Origin of the sequence: Streptomyces sp. NPDC090741 (assembly GCF_044769045.1) — a bacterium.
Lineage (GTDB): Bacteria > Actinomycetota > Actinomycetes > Streptomycetales > Streptomycetaceae > Streptomyces.
The window spans coordinates 930,583-949,116 of sequence record NZ_JBIVXF010000001.1 but is presented as its reverse complement, the minus strand read 5'-3'; the positions used below and the strand labels follow the sequence as shown (position 1 = coordinate 949,116).

Genomic DNA, 18,534 nt, shown 5'->3' with positions numbered 1-18,534 from the left:
GGTCGACCCTTCAGCTTGCGTGGTTGTCGTTCACAAAAGCCCCCCGGCTTCGTCGTTCGTGCACGTCAGCGCCCCCGCGCCAACGCTCCCTCCCCTACTGGGCCGTGTCTTTCGGCTCAGGGCGGGCCCGGGGCGTCTGGCACCGCGCCTCGCCGCGTTCTCGTCGGTCGCCGACACACCACGTCGACTCCCTCCTCGGCCTTGCGATGCACGGCACCAGACGCCCCGGGCTGATCCGCCCTGATCCGAAAGACGCGGCCCCGCCCCCCGGCCCCGTCACCCCAGGGCGACCGGTTCCGGGCAGCCCGGATGCCACGCCGTCAACGGAGTGAATCCGCGGTGTCCGCATTCGCCGAACACCGTGACCGGGCCGCCGCCCGAGAGCGCGGCCAGCTGCCACAGCCCGGACCGGGATCCGGCGCCGCCGGCCGGAGTGACCGGCAGCGCGGAGGTGCCCTCCGCATCCGCCAGCTGCCAGCCCAGTTCCCCCGGTATCGGGATCACCGGGCCCAGCACCACCGGCCACGCGTCGAGCCACGGGTCCTCCCGCAGCGCCGCCCCGTACGCCTCCAGTGCCGCCCCCGTACCGACCCCGGCCGGGGCCCGGCCCGGTGCGGCCGCCGCGGACCTCTCCCCGAGATCCGCCCGCAGCCCCGCCGTACCGGGCCGGAAGCGAGCTTCCGCCTCCACCGCCAGCCCTACGGGCAGTGCCAGAGCCGGAGGCCGCCCCGGCGGTCCGAAGTCCAGTACCAGGGCCGGGCGCCCGCTCCCCAGCCCGTGCAGCCACGTCCGGCGGGTGGTGAGCCTGCCGTCCGGTGACACCGAGTCGTACTGGGCCAGCACCAGCCAGCGGTCCCGTACGACCTCCCCCTCCGCGGCGGTACCCGGTAGCCCCACCCTGCTCCGGACCGTCGCGGCGAGCGGCTCCGGCAGGCCCGCCAAACCGAGCCAGCCCCGGTTCAGCAGGTGCAGCAGCGCGCCCTCCTCCAGCATCCGGGCGGGCCATCCGGGACCGCAACTGGGTATCGTCCCCAACTCCCGCACCCGGGCCGCCAGTCCCGGCGCCTGGGCGTCGACCATCCGCGCCGCGGTCTCCTCCCAGGGCCCGTACCCGGCCTGCTGCTGGCCGGCCAGGCCGCTGCGCAGTACGTCCTCCAGCCGCTGTTCCAGCTCGGCGACCCCCGCGCCGATCCGGGCCGCCCTCCGTTCGGCCCGGCGCTTCGCCGCCTCCCCGTCCGCCGGTCTGTCCGGCGCGGCCGCCTGGCGCGCGGCCTTCGCCGCCCGCCCCGCCTCCCGCCCCGTCGACCACTCGGCCGCCCAGTCCGGCACCTCACCGCTCTCGGCGACCCCCTCCGCCGCCCGGAGCAGCAGCAGCCCGAGCGCGTGCTTGCACGGGAACTTCCGGCTCGGGCAGGAGCACGTGTACGCCGGGCCCTTGAGGTCCACGACCGTCCGGTACGGCGTGCTGCCGCTGCCCTTGCACAACCCCCACACCAAACCGGAAGCGGAACCTCCGGTAAGCGACCATGGACCCGCCCTGCCCAGCTTGGCCCCCTCCTTGCGCGACGCATCGTCAGGAGCCAGAGCCAGTACCTGTTCCGCTGTCCAGCGGACCCCCTGCTCAGTCATGTGTTCCACCGTAGAGACCCCCACTGACAATCGCCCTGACCTGCAACAACGTTGACGGGGAGGGGCGTTGTCAGTGGTGTGGTGCACGGTTGTTCCAGCAGTCGGGAACGGCTGTCGAGCATTGGAGGGGGACCATGACCATGTCCGAGAACGACAAGGGCGCAGACGCGCTGCGACCGCACGCCGAAGACGCCTTCGCGGAGGAACTGAAAGCCCTCGCGGCCGCCGACGACAGGCCCCGCCCGACGCGCTGGAAGCTCTCCCCGTGGGCCGTCGCGACCTACCTCCTGGGCGGCACCCTCGAAGACGGCACCGTCATCACGCCCAAGTACGTCGGGCCGCGCCGCATCGTCGAGGTCGCCGTCACCACCCTCGCCACCGACCGCGCCCTGCTCCTGCTCGGCGTCCCCGGCACCGCCAAGACCTGGGTGTCCGAGCACCTGGCCGCCGCCGTCAGCGCAGACTCCACCCTCCTCGTCCAGGGCACCGCCGGCACTCCCGAGGAGGCCGTCCGGTACGGCTGGAACTACGCCCGCCTCCTCGCCCACGGGCCCAGCCGCGAGGCCCTCGTACCGAGCCCCGTCATGCGGGCCATGGCCGAGGGCTCGACCGCCCGCGTCGAGGAGCTCACCCGCATCCCGGCCGACGTCCAGGACAGCCTCATCACCGTGCTGTCCGAGAAGACGCTCCCGATACCGGAGCTCGGCCAGGAGGTGCAGGCCGTGCGCGGCTTCAACCTCATCGCCACCGCGAACGACCGCGACCGCGGGGTCAATGAGCTCTCCAGTGCGCTGCGCCGCCGCTTCAACACCGTCGTGCTGCCGCTGCCCGCCACCGCCGACGCCGAGGTCGAGATCGTCGCCCGCCGCGTCGACCAGATGGGCCGCGCCCTCGACCTGCCGGCCGTGCCCGAGGGGCTGGAGGAGATCCGCCGCGTCGTCACCGTCTTCCGCGAGCTGCGCGACGGGGTCACCGCCGACGGGCGTACGAAGGTGAAGTCGCCGAGCGGCACGCTGTCCACCGCGGAGGCCATATCGGTCGTCACCGGAGGCCTGGCGCTGGCCGCCCACTTCGGGGACGGCGTCCTGCGCGCGTCCGACATGGCCGCCGGGATCCTCGGCGCCGTGGTCCGGGATCCGGCCGCCGACCAGGTCGTCTGGCAGGAGTACCTGGAGGCCGTGGTGCGCGAGCGGGACGGCTGGAAGGACTTCTACCGCGCCTGCCGGGAGGTGACGGCATGAGCGGGCCGGCCGCCGGGCGGCGGGGGCCGCTGCTGCTGGGCGTACGGCACCACGGGCCGGGCTCGGCCCGTGCGGTGCGGGCGGCCCTGGACGCGGCCCGTCCGGCGGCCGTGCTGATCGAGGGCCCTCCGGAGGGGGACGCGCTGCTTGCGCTGGCCGCCGATCCCGGGATGCGGCCGCCCGTCGCCCTGCTCGCGCACGCCGCCGATGATCCGGGCAGGGCCGCGTTCTGGCCGCTGGCCGCGTTCTCGCCGGAGTGGGTCGCCATCCGCTGGGCGCAGGAGCAGGAGGTACCGGTTCCGGTCCGGTTCATCGACCTCCCGGCCGCGCACACGCTGGCCGCGCGGACCGGCACCGACCCGGACGAGGCCGACTCCGTACGGCTGGATCCGCTCGCGGTGCTGGCCGAGACCGCCGGGTACGACGACCCCGAGCGCTGGTGGGAGGACGTGGTCGAGCACCGCGGCCCGGGGGCGGCGGATCCGCTCGGCGCGTTCGAGGCGCTCGGGGAGGCCATGGGGGCCCTGCGCGAGGTGTACGGGGACGGGGGCCACCCCCGGGACCGGGTGCGCGAGGCGTACATGCGGCAGCGGATGCGGGCCGCCCGCCGGGAGTTCGGTGACGGGTACGCCGTGGTGTGCGGGGCCTGGCACGTGCCGGCGCTGGGCGCGAGGACCACGGTGGCCGCGGACAAGGCGCTGCTGACCGGGCTCCCCAAGGTCAAGGTGGAGACCGCCTGGGTCCCCTGGACCCACCGGCGGCTCGCCCGGGCCGGCGGGTACGGCGCGGGCATCACCTCGCCCGGCTGGTACGCGCACCTGTTCGCGGCCCGGGACCGGCCGGTGGAGCGGTGGCTGACCAAGGTCGCCGGGCTGCTCCGGGAGGAGGACCGGCAGGTCTCGCCGGCGCACGTCATCGAGGCGGTCCGGCTGGCCGGGACGCTGGCCGCGATGCGGGGAAGACCCCTGCCCGGTCTGACGGAGACGCTGGAGGCGGTCCGGGCGGTGATGTGCGACGGCTCCGACGTACCGCTCGCGCTGATCGAGGACCGCCTGGTCGTCGGGGACGTGCTCGGCGAGGTCCCCGACGGGGCCCCCGTGGTCCCGTTGCAGCGGGACCTGACCCGGCAGCAGCGCTCGCTGCGGCTCAAGGCCGAGGCGCAGGAGCGCGAGCTGGAGCTCGACCTGCGCAAGGACACCGACGCGGCGAAGTCCGTGCTGCTGCACCGGCTGCGGCTGCTCGGCATCGACTGGGGCGCGCCGGCGGCCTCGCGGGGGAGCACCGGGACCTTCCGCGAGACGTGGCGGCTGCGGTGGGAGCCGGAGCTGTCGGTGCGGGTCGCCGAGGCCGGGATCTGGGGTACGACGGTCGTGGCGGCCGCCACCGCCAAGGCCGAGGCGGACGCGGCCGGGGCGGCGGAGCTCGGCGAGGTGACGGCGCTGGCCGAGCGGTGCCTGCTGGCCGGGCTGTCCGGGGCACTGCCCGCCGTACTGCGGGCCCTCGCGGACCGGGCCGCCCTGGACACCGACGTGGCGCATCTCGCCAAGGCCCTGCCGGCGCTGGCCCGTTCGCTGCGGTACGGGGACGTACGGGGGACGGACGCGTCGGCGCTGGCCACGGTCGCGGGCGGGCTCGCGGAGCGGATATGCGTGGCGCTGCCGCCGGCCTGCGCGGCGGGGCTGGACGCGGAGTCGGCCGCGGAACTGAGGGGCCATGTGGACGCCGTGCACGGCGCGATCGGGCTGTTGGACGAGGAGGGCCTGCGGGAGCGCTGGTCGGCGCTGCTGCGGGTGCTGGCCGGCCGGGACAGGGTGCCGGGGCTGATCCGCGGCCGGGCGGCCCGACTGCTGCTGGACGACGGACGCCTGCCGGCCGACGAGACGGCACGCCTGATGGGCCTGGCCCTGTCCCCGGCGGCGCCGCCGCCCGACGCGGCGGGCTGGATAGAGGGCTTCGCGCAGGACGGCACGCTCCTCGTCCACGACGAGAGGCTGCTGGCGCTGATCGACACCTGGCTGGCCGGGGTCCCGGAGCGGGCCTTCACGGACGTACTCCCGCTGCTGCGGCGGACGTTCGGGGCGTACGAGCCCGGAGTCAGGCGGAGCCTGGGGGAGCTGGTCCGCCGGGGCCGCTCGCCGAAGCCCGCACCGGGCGGTGCCCCCGCGGGTTTCGCCCCCGCCTTGGACCCGTCCCGCGCGGACGCGGTGCTCCCGGTCCTCGCCCTCCTCCTCTCCGGCCCACCGGCATGACCGCCGCCGGGCAGCGGACGGGCCGCGGGCGGGCAACCGGCGGTGGACAGGACGAACAGCGGAAGCGGAAGGGGACGGGGAGATGACCGGTACAGGGGACTCGGCAGTGGCAGACGCCTCCGGAGAGGACCGGCTGCGGAGGTGGCGGATGGTGCTCGGCGGGGAGGAGGACGGGACCGGGTGCGTGCTCGGTGGACGGGATGCCGCGATGGACACCGCGCTCTCGGCGCTCTACGGCAGAGGCGGGCAGCGCAGTGCGGGGCTCGGCGGCTCCGCGCCGCACGTGGCCCGCTGGCTCGGCGACATCCGTACGTACTTCCCGAGCTCCGTCGTCCAGATCATGCAGCGGGACGCCATCGAGCGGCTCGGCCTCGCCTCCCTCCTCCTGGAGCCCGAGATGCTGGAGGCCGTCGAGCCCGACGTGCACCTCGTCGGCACCCTCCTCTCCCTCAACAAGGCCATGCCCGAGACCACCCGCGAAACGGCCCGCGCCGTCGTCCGCAAGGTGGTCGAGCAGCTGGAGGAGCGGCTCGCGTCCCGCACCCGGGCCACCCTCACCGGCGCCCTCGACCGCTCCGCCCGCACCGGCCGCCCCCGGCACGCGGACATCGACTGGGCCCGGACCATCCGGGCGAATCTGAAGAACTACCTGCCCGAGCACCGCACCGTCGTTCCCGAGCGGCTCGTCGGATACGGGCGCGCCGCCCGGGCGGTGAAGAAAGAGGTGATCCTCTGCATCGACCAGTCCGGCTCGATGGCGGCCTCCGTCGTCCACGCCTCCGTCTTCGGCGCGGTGCTCGCCTCGATGCGTTCGATCGCGACCCGGCTCGTCGTGTTCGACACCGCCGTCGTCGACTTGACGGATCAGCTGGCGGATCCGGTCGACGTCCTCTTCGGCACGCAGCTCGGCGGCGGCACCGACATCAACCGCGCCCTCGCCTACTGCCAGTCCAAGATCACCCGTCCCGCCGACACCGTCGTCGTCCTGATCAGTGATCTCTACGAGGGCGGCATACGCAACGAGATGCTGGGCCGCGTCGCGGCGATGAAGGCGTCCGGCGTCGAGTTCGTGACCCTGCTCGCGCTGTCCGACGAGGGGGCTCCCGCCTACGACCGCGAACACGCCACAGCCCTTGCGGCACTTGGGGTTCCGGCCTTCGCCTGCACCCCCGACCTGTTCCCGGACGTGATGGCCGCGGCCCTGGAGAAGCGCCCCCTGCCCGTCCCCTGACCCTCCCCTGACCGACCTGTCGATCCCCTCCTGCCGAGCCCCGCGCCCCGCCCCGCCCCGCGGCCCCGATCCCTCCCGCGGCGGGGTCGCGATCCGTCCCCGCCGTGCGCCACCGCGCCTGGCTGATCACACGAACATCCAGCTCAACGGTGAGGGGATCTGTGACAGGTATCACCGCTCAGGTGTGATCTGCGATTTAGGGACCCACGTCCCACGGGGATAACCTGCGGGACGGACATGCCGCGTCCACGGTCACCGTGTGCGCCTCCCTAGTGACAGCGCCGTCACGTTGCCCTCCGCGGCACGCCCACGCAGACAACCGCGAATCACTGCGAATCTTTGAAGACAAGGGACGGACGCGCGTGGACCTGTTCGAGTACCAGGCGAGGGACCTCTTCGCCAAGCACGGTGTACCGGTGCTGGCCGGTGAAGTCATCGACACGCCTGAGGCGGCTCGCGAGGCCACCGAGCGGCTGGGCGGCAAGTCGGTCGTCAAGGCGCAGGTGAAGGTCGGCGGCCGCGGCAAGGCCGGTGGCGTCAAGCTCGCCGCCACCCCGGACGAGGCCGTCGCCCGCGCGACGGACATCCTGGGCATGGACATCAAGGGCCACACGGTCCACAAGGTGATGATCGCCGAGACCGCTCCCGAGATCCTCGAGGAGTACTACGTCTCGTACCTGCTGGACCGCACCAACCGCACCTTCCTGGCCATGGCCTCGGTCGCGGGTGGCATGGACATCGAGCAGGTCGCCGAGGAGACCCCGGAGAAGCTCGCCAAGGTCCCGGTGAACGCCAACGAGGGCGTGACCATCGAGAAGGCCCGCGAGATCGTCGCCCTGGCGCAGTTCCCGGCCGAGGTCGCCGAGAAGGTCGCCGAGGTCCTCGTGACCCTGTGGGACACCTTCATCGCCGAGGACGCGCTCCTCGTCGAGGTCAACCCGCTGGCGAAGGTCGCCTCCGGCGACGTCATCGCCCTCGACGGCAAGGTCTCGCTCGACGAGAACGCCGAGTTCCGCCAGCCGGGCCACGAGGAGTTCGTGGACCACGCGGCCGCGAACCCGCTCGAGGCCGCCGCCAAGGCGAAGAACCTCAACTACGTGAAGCTCGACGGCGAGGTCGGCATCATCGGCAACGGCGCGGGTCTCGTCATGAGCACCCTCGACGTCGTCGCGTACGCCGGCGAGAACCACGGCGGCGTCAAGCCCGCCAACTTCCTGGACATCGGCGGTGGCGCCTCCGCCGCCGTCATGGCCAACGGTCTCGAGATCATCCTCGGCGACCCGGACGTCAAGTCCGTCTTCGTCAATGTCTTCGGTGGCATCACCGCCTGTGACGAGGTCGCCAACGGCATCGTCCAGGCGCTCCAGCTGCTGAAGGACAAGGGCGAAGAGGTCACCAAGCCCCTCGTCGTCCGTCTCGACGGCAACAACGCCGAGCTGGGTCGCAAGATCCTCTCGGACGCCAACCACCCGCTGGTCCAGCGCGTGGACACCATGGACGGCGCGGCCGACAAGGCCGCCGAGCTCGCGGCTGCGAAGTAAGGGCAGAGGTCACAGACTCACATGGCTATCTTCCTCAACAAGGACAGCAAGGTCATCGTCCAGGGCATGACCGGTGCCACGGGCATGAAGCACACCAAGCTGATGCTCGCTGACGGCACCAACATCGTCGGCGGCGTGAACCCGCGCAAGGCCGGCACGACCGTCGAGTTCGACGGCACCGAGGTCCCGGTCTTCGGGTCCGTCGCCGAGGCGATGAAGGAGACGGGCGCCAACGTCTCCGTCCTCTTCGTCCCGCCGGCCTTCGCCAAGGCCGCCGTCGTCGAGGCCATCGACGCCGAGATCCCGCTGGCCGTCGTCATCACCGAGGGCATCGCGGTGCACGACTCCGCCGCCTTCTGGGCGTACGCGACCGCCAAGGGCAACAAGACCCGGATCATCGGCCCGAACTGCCCGGGTCTGATCACCCCCGGCCAGTCCAACGCCGGCATCATCCCGGGCGACATCACCAAGCCCGGCAAGATCGGTCTCGTGTCCAAGTCCGGCACGCTGACCTACCAGATGATGTACGAGCTGCGCGACATCGGCTTCACCTCCGCCGTGGGCATCGGTGGCGACCCGATCATCGGCACCACGCACATCGACGCCCTGGAGGCCTTCGAGGCCGACCCGGACACCGAGCTCATCGTCATGATCGGCGAGATCGGCGGCGACGCCGAGGAGCGTGCGGCGGACTTCATCTCGAAGAACGTCACCAAGCCGGTCGTCGGCTACGTCGCGGGCTTCACCGCCCCCGAGGGCAAGACCATGGGCCACGCCGGCGCCATCGTCTCCGGCTCCTCCGGCACCGCGCAGGCCAAGAAGGAGGCCCTCGAGGCCGCCGGCGTCAAGGTCGGCAAGACGCCGACCGAGACGGCCAAGCTCGCGCGCGAGATCCTGAACGCCGCGAAGTAACGCTTGCCGCTGCCGTACGTGTGCGTACGGCTGTACGGGCGTGGCCCGCATCCCCGCGTGGGGTGCGGGCCACGCCCGTTTCCGTCGGCTGTTCGAGCGGCTATTCGAGGCTGGGGGCGAGCCGCTCGGGCCGGTGGGCGGGGTGCGCGCGGAGTCTCTCGCGCAGCTGCCGGGTCTCGTCGGTGAGCCGCTGGGGGCCGGCGAGAGGGGGGACCCCGGAGACGCTCGCGCCGGGCGCGATGGGGGGCTCGTACTGGCGGGGCGCGGTCGCGGTGGTGTACGCGGTCGCGACGGCGATCACGGCGGTCAGGCCGAGGAACGCGCGGGTCAACCGCGTGGCGCGGTACTCGGCGGCGAAGCGCACGGCGGCTGCGGGGCGCGGTTCCAGCGGGACGGCCGGAGTGACCGCGCCGAGCCGCTCGCGCAGCACCGCGGACTGCTTCTCGGCAGGCGCGGCGGCCAGTTCCGGGATGCGGTCGGCGAGGGCGGCGTGCGCGTGCAGGAGGCGGTTGCCGGCGGTGGGGGTGCTGGCCTCGGTCTCGGCGGCGGTGTCGGGCAGGTCGAGGCCGACGCCGTCGTAGAGCAGGACGGTACGGCGGTGGGCCGGCGGGAGCGCCAGCATGGCGTCCATCAGGATCCGGTCGGCGGGGGCGGTAGGGGCCTTGTCGGGGTGCTTGTGGGCACGGCGGAGCCCGTGCCAGGGGGAGAGGGCGTACTCGTACGCGGCTGCGCGCACCCAGCCGACGGGGTCGGGATCGATGGCCACCTCGGGCCACCGCGCCCAGGCCTGCTGGAACGCCCGGTCGACGGCCTCTTGGGCGAGCCGGCGGCGACCGGTGAGCAGGTACGCCTGCCGCGCGAGCGCGGGCGCGGCGTACTGGTACAGCGCATCGAACACGGCCCCGGGCCCCGGGGGCCCGGGCGCCACGGCCGCCTGCCCGGGCTCCCCGGGGGTGGCGCTCGCGTCCGTGGCCGGGGCTTGCCCGGTGGTTTCTGCGGGTGCCGGTTCGGCCGTGTCGGAGTCGGCTGCCGTGGCTGCGGCTGCCGGCGCGGGGTGGGGCGGGGTCTCTACGGGCGCCTGCCCGTGCCCCTCCGGGGGCGCCGTCGCGGTCCCGGCCGCAGTGGCTCCGGTGGTGGCCTGCCCGGAGGCCTCGCCGGGCGCGGGCCCGTGGCTCTCCGGGCCGGACGGGGGCTGCTCGCACGCCTCCGCTTCGGCGGGGGTGGGGTACGGCAGCGGGCCGGTCGGCCCGGAGGTGGCGAGACCCGGTGTGCCGATGGCCCTGGCGGTGGCTTTGACGGTGAACTTCGCCTCGTGGCGGGGCGTGGCCGTCGGCGGCTTCGCGGCCCGCTTGGCCGCGACCGGCGGCCGGGTCCGCGGCCCGTGCCCGCTCATACCGAAGGGCCGCATGGCCCCGGGCATCCGCACCGCGGCCCCACCGGCCGAGGTCCCGCCGGGGACCGCCCCTGCGGGGTCCGGCGCTCCTGCGGAGGGCGTGTCGCCGGGCACCTCTGCCGATGCGGCGACGGAGCCCCGGGGCGCGGCGGCCGTCGGGGCCGTCCGGGCGTCAGCCGCCACGGCGGCGGGGGCTGCGCCCGGCCCCGCGGGCGCGGTGTCCTGCGGACCCGCAGCGCCCGGCGCCGCCGTCTTCGCGCCCGTCGGGTCGGCGGGGGGCGGGCTCGGCGGGGCGGCGGCAGTCGCCCGTGCGGGGGCGGGAGCGGAGTCCGGCGGTGTGCCGGGGGCTGCGGGGGCTGCGCCCGCGCCCGCTCCGGCAGGAGCGGTGTCCTGTGGGCCCGCGCCTGCCGCCCGGGTGGCGTCCGGGTCCGGCTTTGCGGGGGCGGCGTCGGGCGCCGCGGACGCCGCGGACGCCGCCGCGAGGGACTTCAGGAAAGCGGCGTACGCCTCGTGTTTGCGGCCTCGGGGGTGGGTGCGGCCCGATTCCCAGGAGCGGACCGTGTTGGCCCTGACGCCCACCGCCGTCGCGACGGCCTCGTACGTCAGGCCGGCCGCCTCGCGCAGTCCGCGGCGTTCCTTGGGCGAGGGGAGCCTCGGCTCCTCGACGCTCTCTGTCATGCCACACTCCCCGTGACCTGCCGACAGACCTGGGCGATAAAGTACATAAAACGTATATTGAGCGACACCACGGGCATTCGCCTGTTACCCGCCCATAGCGCGTGTCGTTGGCACCATGGCGGGGTGACCCAAGTGACCGAACGCGGGACCCCGTTGCCGGCGGCCCCCCGGGCCGCCGCCGGGCGGCGCCGTTCGCCGGCCGCCGCCGCCTGCGTGCTGGGCGGGGCCGTCGCCGCCGGGCTCGGGCTCGGCTTCCTCGCCGTGCTCGTCATCGTGCTCTGGATCAGCTCCCCGTACCCCGACAGCGGTCCCGGCGGCGCCCTGCACCTGGCCGCCGGGCTCTGGCTGCTCGCTCACGGGACCGAGCTCGTCCGGTACGACACCCTCTCCGGCGTGCCGGCCCCCGTCGGCGTGACGCCGCTGCTGCTCGTCGCGCTGCCCGCCCTGCTCATGCGCCGGGCGGCACGGCTCGGCAGCGCCCCCGGCGATGGCGGAGACGGCGGGGACGGGGACGAAGTGCTGCCCGCCTCCGCCGTCTTCTCCGCCGTGACCTGCGGATACCTCTCCGTCGGATCCCTCGCCACCGTCTACGCGGCCGCCGGCCCCATGCCCGCCGACCCCCTCAGCGCCGCCTGGCACGTCCCGCTCGTCGCCGTGCTCGCCGCCGCCGGTGGGGTCTGGGCGGCCAAGGGGCGTCCGGTCGGGCCGCTGCCGCACTGGGTTCCGGGAGCCGTGCGCCGGGCCGCCGCCCGCCCGCGCTACCCCCTCGCGCTGCGCGCCGGAGCTGCCGGGGCCCTCGTCCTGCTGGGCGGCGGCGCGCTGCTCGTCGGGGCCTCGCTCGCCTGGCACGCCGCCGAGGTCCAGGCGTCCTTCCTGGCGCTGACCGGGGTCTGGTCCGGCCGCTTCGCGGTCCTGCTCCTCGCCCTCGCGCTGCTCCCGAACGCCGTGGTCTGGGGCGCCGCCTACGCCCTCGGTCCCGGCTTCGCCCTCGGCGCCGGAGCGACCGCGACCCCGCTCGGCTTCGCCGGTTCGCCCGCGCTGCCCAGGTTCCCGCTGCTGGCGGCGCTGCCTCCGGAGGGGCCCGGGACCCTGCTGACCTGTGCGACCGCCGGGGTGCCGCTGCTGGCCGGGCTGGCAGTCGGGTGGTTCGCCGTACGCCGGGCGCGTGAAGTCTCGTACAAGGAAACCGCCCTGACGGCGGCTCTGGGCGCCCTGGTGTGCGGGCTGCTGCTGGCCGGGCTCGCGGCGGCCTCCTCGGGGCCGCTCGGCTCGCGGGGGCTGGCGAGCTTCGGCCCCGTGTGGTGGGCGACCGGCGCGGCGGCCTTCGCCTGGACCCTGCTCCTGGCGGTGCCGGTCGCGGTGGCGGTGCACTCCTGGCGGACCCGGCCCGCCCGGCAGGCGGAGGCCCTCGCGCTGGACGTCGAGGACGAGTGGCACGACAGCGGCGTACGGGAACTGCGCTGGGAGGCCCTGCGCCGGGCGGCGGGTGCCCTGATCCCGGACCTGGCACAGGAACCGCCGCAGCCCGGGGCCCCGGCGGCACCGGTCGCCACCGCACCCAAACCGCCGCGCCGGCTCACCGTCGTGACGGGGCTTCACCTGGACCTGACACCGACGGACCTGACGCCGACGGACCTGACGCCGACGGACCTGGCACCGACGGACCTGACGCCGATTCCGATTCCGGCGAAACCGGCCGAGGCGCCGCCCCGGCCCCTCGTCCCGCCGGTGGCCGGCGCCCGCGTCATGGCCCGCCGGAAGCCCCCGGCCTGAAAGCCCGCTCCTACTGCTGGACCTTCAGGACCTTGCCCAGCATGTTGTCCGGCAGCAGGTTGTTGCACTGCAGCTCCGCCGATTTCGTGAGGGCGTCCTCACGGCAGACGTAGAAGTCCTTGTAGGCCAGCTGCAATCCGTACGAGCTCAGCGCCAGCAGGATCGCCAGCGAGGCCGTGACCAGCCCGCCGATCGCCGCCGTCCGCTGCGGGCGGGCCGCCGGCCCGAGGGCCGCCAGGCCCCCCTGCGCGCTCGGGCCCGCCACACCGTCCACGGCGGAAGCCCCGGAAACCCCAGAAGCCCCGGAAACCCCAGACGCCCCGGAAACCCCGGACCCGCCGGCCACCGCCGGCCTCCCGCGCAGCCCGCTGATCCCCCAGTACAGGGCGAGCGCGCCGAGCAGCAGCCCCACCGACGGGATCCCGAAGATCCCGAAGAAGAAGCCCCACATGCCGGCCAGCAGCGCGTACCGGGCGCGCCGCTGGACCGGGTCCGTCGGGTCCCAGCGCGCCGGCCCGCCGGGGCCGGATCCGGGGTCCTCGCCCGGGCGGCCGCCGCCGTCGCCGTCGCCACTGCTGCGCGGCTGCCACGGCTGGTCGGGCCGGCCCTCCGGGGGAGCCGCGAAGGGGTTGTCGTCGGTGGAGGAGTCGGGCTGGCGGCGATCCGGCATCGAGTGCGTTACTTCCCCTGTGTCGTGGACGTCCAAGGACGTCCTGTGCCTCGCGAGCGGCGTGCGTCGAAGGGCTGTTGACGTGCGGCACGGTGCTGCGCACCGCGCCGTATGCGGCTTGTATGCCAGACGCTACCCCTCGCCCGTCCCCCCGTCCCTCGGGGGCCGTGCGGTGTGCCGGTATCGTTGCAGGCGGTCGGCGGCTTCGTAGGGTCACCCGTATTTCGGGGCGCCCTGCTTTCGTCCGATCACACAAGATGTACGGAAGTACGTGAAGTACGTATGGACGCATTCCCGCAGAAAGGGCCTCCCATGGCCGCCTCCCGCCTGGTCGTGCTGGTCTCCGGTTCCGGCACCAACCTCCAGGCCCTGCTCGACGCCATCGACGCCCACCCCGGCGGAGCCGAGGGCTTCGGCGCCGAAGTCGTCGCCGTGGGGGCCGACCGCGAGAACATCGCCGGCCTGGAGCGGGCCGAGAAGGCCGGGATCCCCACCTTCGTGTGCCCGGTGAAGGCGTACGCGACCCGCGAGGAGTGGGACGCCGCCCTCACCGAGGCGACCGCCGCCCACGCGCCGGACCTCGTCGTGTCCGCCGGGTTCATGAAGATCGTGGGCGCCTCGTTCATCGGCCGCTTCGGCGGCCGCTTCGTCAACACGCACCCCGCCCTCCTCCCAGCTTTTCCGGGGGCCCACGGCGTACGGGACGCCCTCGCCTACGGCGCGAAGGTCACGGGCTGCACGGTCCACTTCGTGGACGCCGGCGTGGACACCGGTCCGATCATCGCCCAGGGTGTGGTCGAGGTCCGGGATGCGGACGACGAAGCCGCTCTGCACGAGCGCATCAAGGAAGTCGAGCGCCAGCTGCTCGTCGACGTCGTGGGGCGCCTGGCCCGGCACGGCTACCGCATTGAGGGACGAAAGGTAACGATCCAGTGACCGCCGTAGAGAGCAGCACCACCTCGTCGAGCTCGTCGAAGCGGCCGATCCGGCGCGCGCTCGTCAGTGTCTACGACAAGACGGGACTGGAGGAGCTGGCCCGCGGCCTGCACGAGGCGGGGGTCGCGCTCGTCTCCACCGGCTCCACCGCCTCCAAGATCGCCGCGGCCGGCGTGCCCGTCACCAAGGTCGAGGAGCTCACCGGCTTCCCCGAGTGCCTGGACGGCCGGGTCAAGACCCTGCACCCGCGCGTGCACGCCGGCATCCTCGCCGACCTGCGCCTGGAGGACCACCGCAGCCAGCTCGCCGAGCTCGGCATCGAGCCCTTCGACCTGGTGATCGTCAACCTCTACCCGTTCCGGGAGACCGTCGCCTCCGGCGCCACCCCCGACGAGTGCGTCGAGCAGATCGACATCGGCGGCCCGTCGATGGTCCGCGCCGCCGCCAAGAACCACCCCTCGGTCGCCGTCGTCACCAGCCCCGCCCGGTACGCCGACGTCCTCGCCGCGGCCCAGGGAGGCGGCTTCGACCTCACCGCGCGCAAGCGGCTGGCCGCCGAGGCCTTCCAGCACACCGCCGCGTACGACGTCGCCGTGGCCTCCTGGTTCACGAATGCGTACGCCCCGGAGCCGGAGGCCGTGCTCCCCGAGTTCCTGGCCGGCGCCTGGGACCGCAAGTCCACCCTCCGCTACGGCGAGAACCCGCACCAGGCCGCCGCCCTCTACACGGACGGCCGGCCGGGCGGGCTCGCCAACGCCGAGCAGCTGCACGGCAAGGAGATGTCCTTCAACAACTACGTGGACACCGAGGCCGCCCGCCGCGCCGCGTACGACCACGACGAGCCCTGCGTCGCGATCATCAAGCACGCCAACCCGTGCGGCATCGCCATCGGCGCGGACGTCGCCGCCGCGCACCGCAAGGCGCACGCCTGCGACCCGCTGTCGGCCTTCGGCGGCGTCATCGCAGTCAACCGCCCGGTGACCGTCGAGCTCGCCGAGCAGGTCGCGGAGATCTTCACCGAGGTCATCGCCGCCCCCTCCTACGAGGACGGCGCGGTCGAGGTCCTGGCCAAGAAGAAGAACATCCGCGTCCTCAAGGTGGACGGCACCCCGCACCAGCCGGGCGACCTGAAGCCGATCTCCGGCGGCGCTCTGCTCCAGCAGAGCGATCTCTTCCAGGCCGAGGGCGACGACCCGGCGAACTGGACCCTCGCCACCGGCGACGCCCTCTCCCCGGAGGAGCTCGCCGAGCTCGCCTTCGCGTGGAAGGCCTGCCGGGCCGTCAAGTCCAACGCGATCCTGCTCGCCAAGGACGGCGCCTCGGTCGGCGTCGGCATGGGCCAGGTCAACCGCGTCGACTCGGCGAAGCTGGCAGTCGAGCGGGCGGGCGCCGAGCGCGCGCAGGGCTCGTACGCCGCCTCCGACGCCTTCTTCCCGTTCCCGGACGGGCTGGAGATCCTCACCGCCGCGGGCATCAAGGCCGTGGTCCAGCCGGGCGGTTCGGTCCGTGACGAGCAGGTCGTCGAGGCCGCGAAGGCGGCCGGCGTGACCATGTACTTCACCGGGACCCGGCACTTCTTCCACTGAGCCCCGAGCCGGCTCCCCGAACACGGCGAAGGCCGCCACCCCCTGCGGGTGGCGGCCTTCGCCGTGCCGTACGCCGTCGTCGTGGCGGCCCGGCGCCGGTCCTGGTGCTAGGGGCGGCGGAAGTACGCGCCGGCGGCCGAGTTGGCCAGGCCGACGAGGGCCCACAGGGCCAGACCGAACTGGACCAGGGCCAGGAGCAGCGAGAACACGACGGCGCCTGCCGCCGTGTCGCTGCCGAGCGCCACGAAGTTGATGATCAGGCTGGCCCCGGAGAAGAGGGTCATCAGCGATCCGTAGATGACACCGGAGATCCGGACCCCGCCGCGGCCCTTGCTCAGCTTGGCAGCGGTCAGGATCGGCCACAGCGCCAGGGCCAGGGCGAAGATGCCGGCGAAGACGATCACCCCGCCCGCGAGCGTGCCCGCGTCGCTCGCCGAGGAGCCGTACTCCGAAGAGCTGGAGGAGCCCGCGAACACGGAGGCGAACAGCGCCCCGCCGAGGAGGATGACGATGCCGCCCAGGGCCTGGAGGCCGCCGACGACGAACAGGATGACGCGGGCGGCCTTCACCCCGCCCGGCATGGGCATCTGGGCACCCGGGTAGCCGCCGGGGCCGGCCGGGTAGCCCTGGTTCGGGTAGCCGTAGCCGGGCTGGCCCTGCGGGGCCTGCTGCGGGTAGGCGTAGCCGCCCTGGGGCGGGATGCCCTGCGGGGCCTGCTGCGGGTAGCCGTAGCCGGGCTGGCCCTGCGGGGCCGGCGGCTGCTGCTGCCCGTACGGGTTGTTCGGGTCGCCGAAGCTCATCTTGGGGTGTTCCTCCGTGGAAGTGCGGGGACGCACGGCACGCGCGGAGGAATCACTGCGAAGTGCGGTCCGCCCCCCGGCACTGCCCGCGGCACTCTTTCCGTCATCGTGGGCCGATCGGGGCGGAGTTGTCCAGCGGCGGCGCGCCGGGCCGGTCACTTGTTGTGCAAGTGCAATGAACGGGTCAAGCCCGGTACGGAGCACCCGGCCGGGCCCCGCGACTGGAAGCGAAGCCGGTCCATCCGGGAGGATGGGGCCATGACCGCCCAGATTCTCGATGGCAAGGCCACCGCCGCCGCGATCAAGTCCGAACTGACCGCCCGCGTGACGGCTCTCAAGGCCCGGGGCATCACCCCCGGCCTCGGCACCCTGCTGGTCGGCGACGACCCGGGCAGCCGCTGGTACGTCAACGGCAAGCACAAGGACTGCGCCGAGGTCGGCATCGCGTCCATCCAGCGCGAACTGCCCGCGACGGCTTCTCAGGAGGACATCGAGGCGGTCGTACGGGAACTCAACGCGAACCCGGAGTGCACCGGCTACATCGTCCAACTCCCGCTCCCCAAGGGCATCGACACCAACCGGGTCCTGGAGCTGATGGACCCGGCCAAGGACGCCGACGGCCTGCACCCGATGTCGCTGGGCCGGCTGGTGCTGAACGAGCCGGGCCCGCTGCCCTGCACCCCGTACGGGATCGTGCAGCTGCTGCGCCACCACGGCATCGAGATCAACGGCGCGCACGTGGTGCTCCTCGGCCGCGGCATCACCGTCGGGCGCTCCATGGGCCTGCTGCTGACCCGCAAGTCGGAGAACGCCACCGTCACCCTGTGCCACACCGGCACCCGCGACCTGGCGGCCCAGCTGCGCCAGGCGGACATCATCGTGGCGGCCGCGGGCGTCCCGCACCTGGTCAAGCCGGAGGACGTGAAGCCCGGCGCGGCCGTGCTGGACGTGGGCGTCAGCCGCGACGAGAACGGCAAGATCGTCGGCGACGTGCACCCGGGCGTCGCCGAGGTGGCCGGCTGGATCTCCCCGAACCCGGGCGGTGTCGGCCCGATGACGCGGGCGCAGCTGCTCGTGAACGTCGTCGAGGCGGCGGAACGGACGTCGAACAGTGCGGGCTGAGCACGAAGCGGAAGAGGCGGCAGCGGGGACCGGCGCCGCGGCTGGAGCCGGCGCCGCGGCCGGAGCCGGGACCGCGGCAGGAACCGGGACCGCGGCCGGAGCCGCCGGCGCCGCGGCCGAAGCCGCCACACCCGACGCCGCGAAGTCGCGCCGCTTCCCCTCCATCACCAAGGACACCGCCCGCCCCGAGGGCCACGGCCGGGCCGCGCCCGGTGACGCCCTCGCGGCCCGTCAGTGGCCGATGCTCAGCGTGCTCGCCGCCACCGCCATCGGACTGCTCCTGACCGCGCTGGGCCACCCGCGCATCGGCTGCCTGGTGATGGGCGTGGCCCTGATCGCGGCCTCCGTGCTGCGGCGCGTACTGCCGCAGGTGGGCATGCTCGCGGTGCGCTCGCGCTTCACGGACATGGTCACGTACGGGCTGCTGGGCGTGGCGATCACCCTGCTCGCGCTGGTGATGGAGCCCAAGCCGGTGCTGCACATCCCGTTCCTGGAGAGCGCGGTCCGCTTCACCGTCCGCTGAGGTACCTGACGTACTCGCACCCACTCGTACACCCGTCCGGCGGTGTCCGACGGTCGAAAAGAGCGGGGAAATCCCCCTCCACGCCTTCGAACTCCCGGTCCGTGTGCCCTGCACCACACGGACCGGGGGATTGGGCCGCCGGAAGGTCGGATAGCCTGACGCCGGATGTCTCTTCACGTCAAGATTCGCAGGGGAGCGGCGTCCGCCAGCACATGGGGCAGCGACGCCCCACCGCCAGCTGTCTAACGGA

General features: G+C 73.9%; 14 protein-coding genes. 10 read left to right on the top strand and 4 right to left on the bottom strand.

Features of this window, described 5'->3' with window-relative positions:
- Positions 1 to 276: 276 nt before the first annotated feature.
- Positions 277 to 1,629: an SWIM zinc finger family protein gene (locus tag ACIQU4_RS04420; RefSeq protein WP_403725594.1), complete on the bottom strand. Its 1,353-nt coding sequence runs from the start codon at positions 1,627 to 1,629 to the stop codon at positions 277 to 279.
- Positions 1,630 to 1,763: 134 nt separating this feature from the next.
- Here ACIQU4_RS04420 and ACIQU4_RS04415 point away from each other — a divergent pair, with 134 nt between their 5' ends.
- The 5 genes from ACIQU4_RS04415 (at position 1,764) to sucD (ending at position 8,803) form a co-directional block, all read left to right on the top strand.
- A complete protein-coding gene (locus ACIQU4_RS04415) occupies positions 1,764 to 2,870 on the top strand; it encodes an AAA family ATPase (RefSeq protein WP_403725592.1) in 1,107 nt (368 codons plus the stop codon).
- Positions 2,867 to 5,119, top strand: a complete 2,253-nt coding sequence (locus tag ACIQU4_RS04410; RefSeq protein ID WP_403725589.1) for a DUF5682 family protein — start codon at positions 2,867 to 2,869, stop codon at positions 5,117 to 5,119. The genes ACIQU4_RS04415 and ACIQU4_RS04410 overlap by 4 nt, the downstream gene beginning before the upstream one ends.
- Positions 5,120 to 5,201: 82 nt before the next feature.
- A complete protein-coding gene (locus tag ACIQU4_RS04405) occupies positions 5,202 to 6,350 on the top strand; it encodes a VWA domain-containing protein (RefSeq protein WP_403725587.1) in 1,149 nt (382 codons plus the stop codon).
- 362 nt (positions 6,351 to 6,712) lie between these two features.
- Positions 6,713 to 7,891 carry an ADP-forming succinate--CoA ligase subunit beta gene (gene sucC, locus ACIQU4_RS04400; RefSeq protein WP_030154827.1) on the top strand — a complete coding sequence of 393 codons (1,179 nt, stop codon included), beginning with the start codon at positions 6,713 to 6,715 and terminating at the stop codon, positions 7,889 to 7,891.
- 21 nt (positions 7,892 to 7,912) lie between these two features.
- Positions 7,913 to 8,803, top strand: a complete 891-nt coding sequence (gene sucD, locus ACIQU4_RS04395) for a succinate--CoA ligase subunit alpha (protein WP_403725584.1) — start codon at positions 7,913 to 7,915, stop codon at positions 8,801 to 8,803.
- 100 nt (positions 8,804 to 8,903) lie between these two features.
- Here the strand turns inward: sucD and ACIQU4_RS04390 are convergent, their stop codons facing one another.
- Entirely contained in the window at positions 8,904 to 10,874 is a 1,971-nt protein-coding gene (locus ACIQU4_RS04390; protein WP_403725582.1) for a helix-turn-helix domain-containing protein, read from the bottom strand.
- Between the two features lie 123 nt (positions 10,875 to 10,997).
- On the opposite strand from ACIQU4_RS04390, the gene ACIQU4_RS04385 reads away from it, so the two are divergent.
- Positions 10,998 to 12,647, top strand: coding sequence for a DUF6350 family protein (locus ACIQU4_RS04385; protein ID WP_403725579.1), 1,650 nt, complete (start codon positions 10,998 to 11,000; stop codon positions 12,645 to 12,647).
- Positions 12,648 to 12,657: 10 nt separating this feature from the next.
- Here the strand turns inward: ACIQU4_RS04385 and ACIQU4_RS04380 are convergent, their stop codons facing one another.
- Positions 12,658 to 13,317 carry a hypothetical protein gene (locus ACIQU4_RS04380; protein WP_403725576.1) on the bottom strand — a complete coding sequence of 220 codons (660 nt, stop codon included), beginning with the start codon at positions 13,315 to 13,317 and terminating at the stop codon, positions 12,658 to 12,660.
- A gap of 312 nt (positions 13,318 to 13,629) precedes the next feature.
- Between ACIQU4_RS04380 and purN the strand changes: the two genes are divergently transcribed.
- Both purN and purH read left to right on the top strand, forming a co-directional pair.
- Positions 13,630 to 14,253, top strand: coding sequence for a phosphoribosylglycinamide formyltransferase (gene purN / locus ACIQU4_RS04375; RefSeq protein ID WP_403725574.1), 624 nt, complete (start codon positions 13,630 to 13,632; stop codon positions 14,251 to 14,253).
- Positions 14,250 to 15,839, top strand: coding sequence for a bifunctional phosphoribosylaminoimidazolecarboxamide formyltransferase/IMP cyclohydrolase (gene purH / locus ACIQU4_RS04370; RefSeq protein WP_403725571.1), 1,590 nt, complete (start codon positions 14,250 to 14,252; stop codon positions 15,837 to 15,839). Before purN ends, purH begins: the two co-directional genes overlap by 4 nt.
- 107 nt (positions 15,840 to 15,946) lie before the next feature.
- On the opposite strand, the gene ACIQU4_RS04365 is transcribed toward purH, so the two are convergent.
- Positions 15,947 to 16,639 carry a hypothetical protein gene (locus ACIQU4_RS04365; protein ID WP_403725569.1) on the bottom strand — a complete coding sequence of 231 codons (693 nt, stop codon included), beginning with the start codon at positions 16,637 to 16,639 and terminating at the stop codon, positions 15,947 to 15,949.
- Positions 16,640 to 16,897: 258 nt separating this feature from the next.
- Between ACIQU4_RS04365 and ACIQU4_RS04360 the strand changes: the two genes are divergently transcribed.
- The gene (locus ACIQU4_RS04360; RefSeq protein ID WP_403725567.1) at positions 16,898 to 17,761 is read left to right on the top strand and encodes a bifunctional methylenetetrahydrofolate dehydrogenase/methenyltetrahydrofolate cyclohydrolase; all 864 of its coding nucleotides are present in this window, start codon (positions 16,898 to 16,900) and stop codon (positions 17,759 to 17,761) included.
- Complete coding sequence (locus ACIQU4_RS04355; protein WP_403725566.1) at positions 17,751 to 18,284, top strand: DUF3017 domain-containing protein; 534 nt, start codon at positions 17,751 to 17,753, stop codon at positions 18,282 to 18,284. The genes ACIQU4_RS04360 and ACIQU4_RS04355 overlap by 11 nt, the downstream gene beginning before the upstream one ends.
- Positions 18,285 to 18,534 lie beyond the last annotated feature (250 nt).

Bases quoted from the DNA above. Each gene is read 5' to 3' on its own strand.
- ACIQU4_RS04415 (WP_403725592.1), top strand. From the start codon at position 1,764: ATGACCATGTCCGAGAACGACAAGGGCGCAGACGCGCTGCGACCGCAC.
- ACIQU4_RS04365 (WP_403725569.1), bottom strand. From the start codon at position 16,639: ATGAGCTTCGGCGACCCGAACAACCCGTACGGGCAGCAGCAGCCGCCG.
- sucD (WP_403725584.1), top strand. From the start codon at position 7,913: ATGGCTATCTTCCTCAACAAGGACAGCAAGGTCATCGTCCAGGGCATG.
- ACIQU4_RS04380 (WP_403725576.1), bottom strand. From the start codon at position 13,317: ATGCCGGATCGCCGCCAGCCCGACTCCTCCACCGACGACAACCCCTTC.
- ACIQU4_RS04360 (WP_403725567.1), top strand. From the start codon at position 16,898: ATGACCGCCCAGATTCTCGATGGCAAGGCCACCGCCGCCGCGATCAAG.
- ACIQU4_RS04420 (WP_403725594.1), bottom strand. From the start codon at position 1,629: ATGACTGAGCAGGGGGTCCGCTGGACAGCGGAACAGGTACTGGCTCTG.
- ACIQU4_RS04410 (WP_403725589.1), top strand. From the start codon at position 2,867: ATGAGCGGGCCGGCCGCCGGGCGGCGGGGGCCGCTGCTGCTGGGCGTA.
- ACIQU4_RS04390 (WP_403725582.1), bottom strand. From the start codon at position 10,874: ATGACAGAGAGCGTCGAGGAGCCGAGGCTCCCCTCGCCCAAGGAACGC.
- ACIQU4_RS04405 (WP_403725587.1), top strand. From the start codon at position 5,202: ATGACCGGTACAGGGGACTCGGCAGTGGCAGACGCCTCCGGAGAGGAC.
- purN (WP_403725574.1), top strand. From the start codon at position 13,630: ATGGCCGCCTCCCGCCTGGTCGTGCTGGTCTCCGGTTCCGGCACCAAC.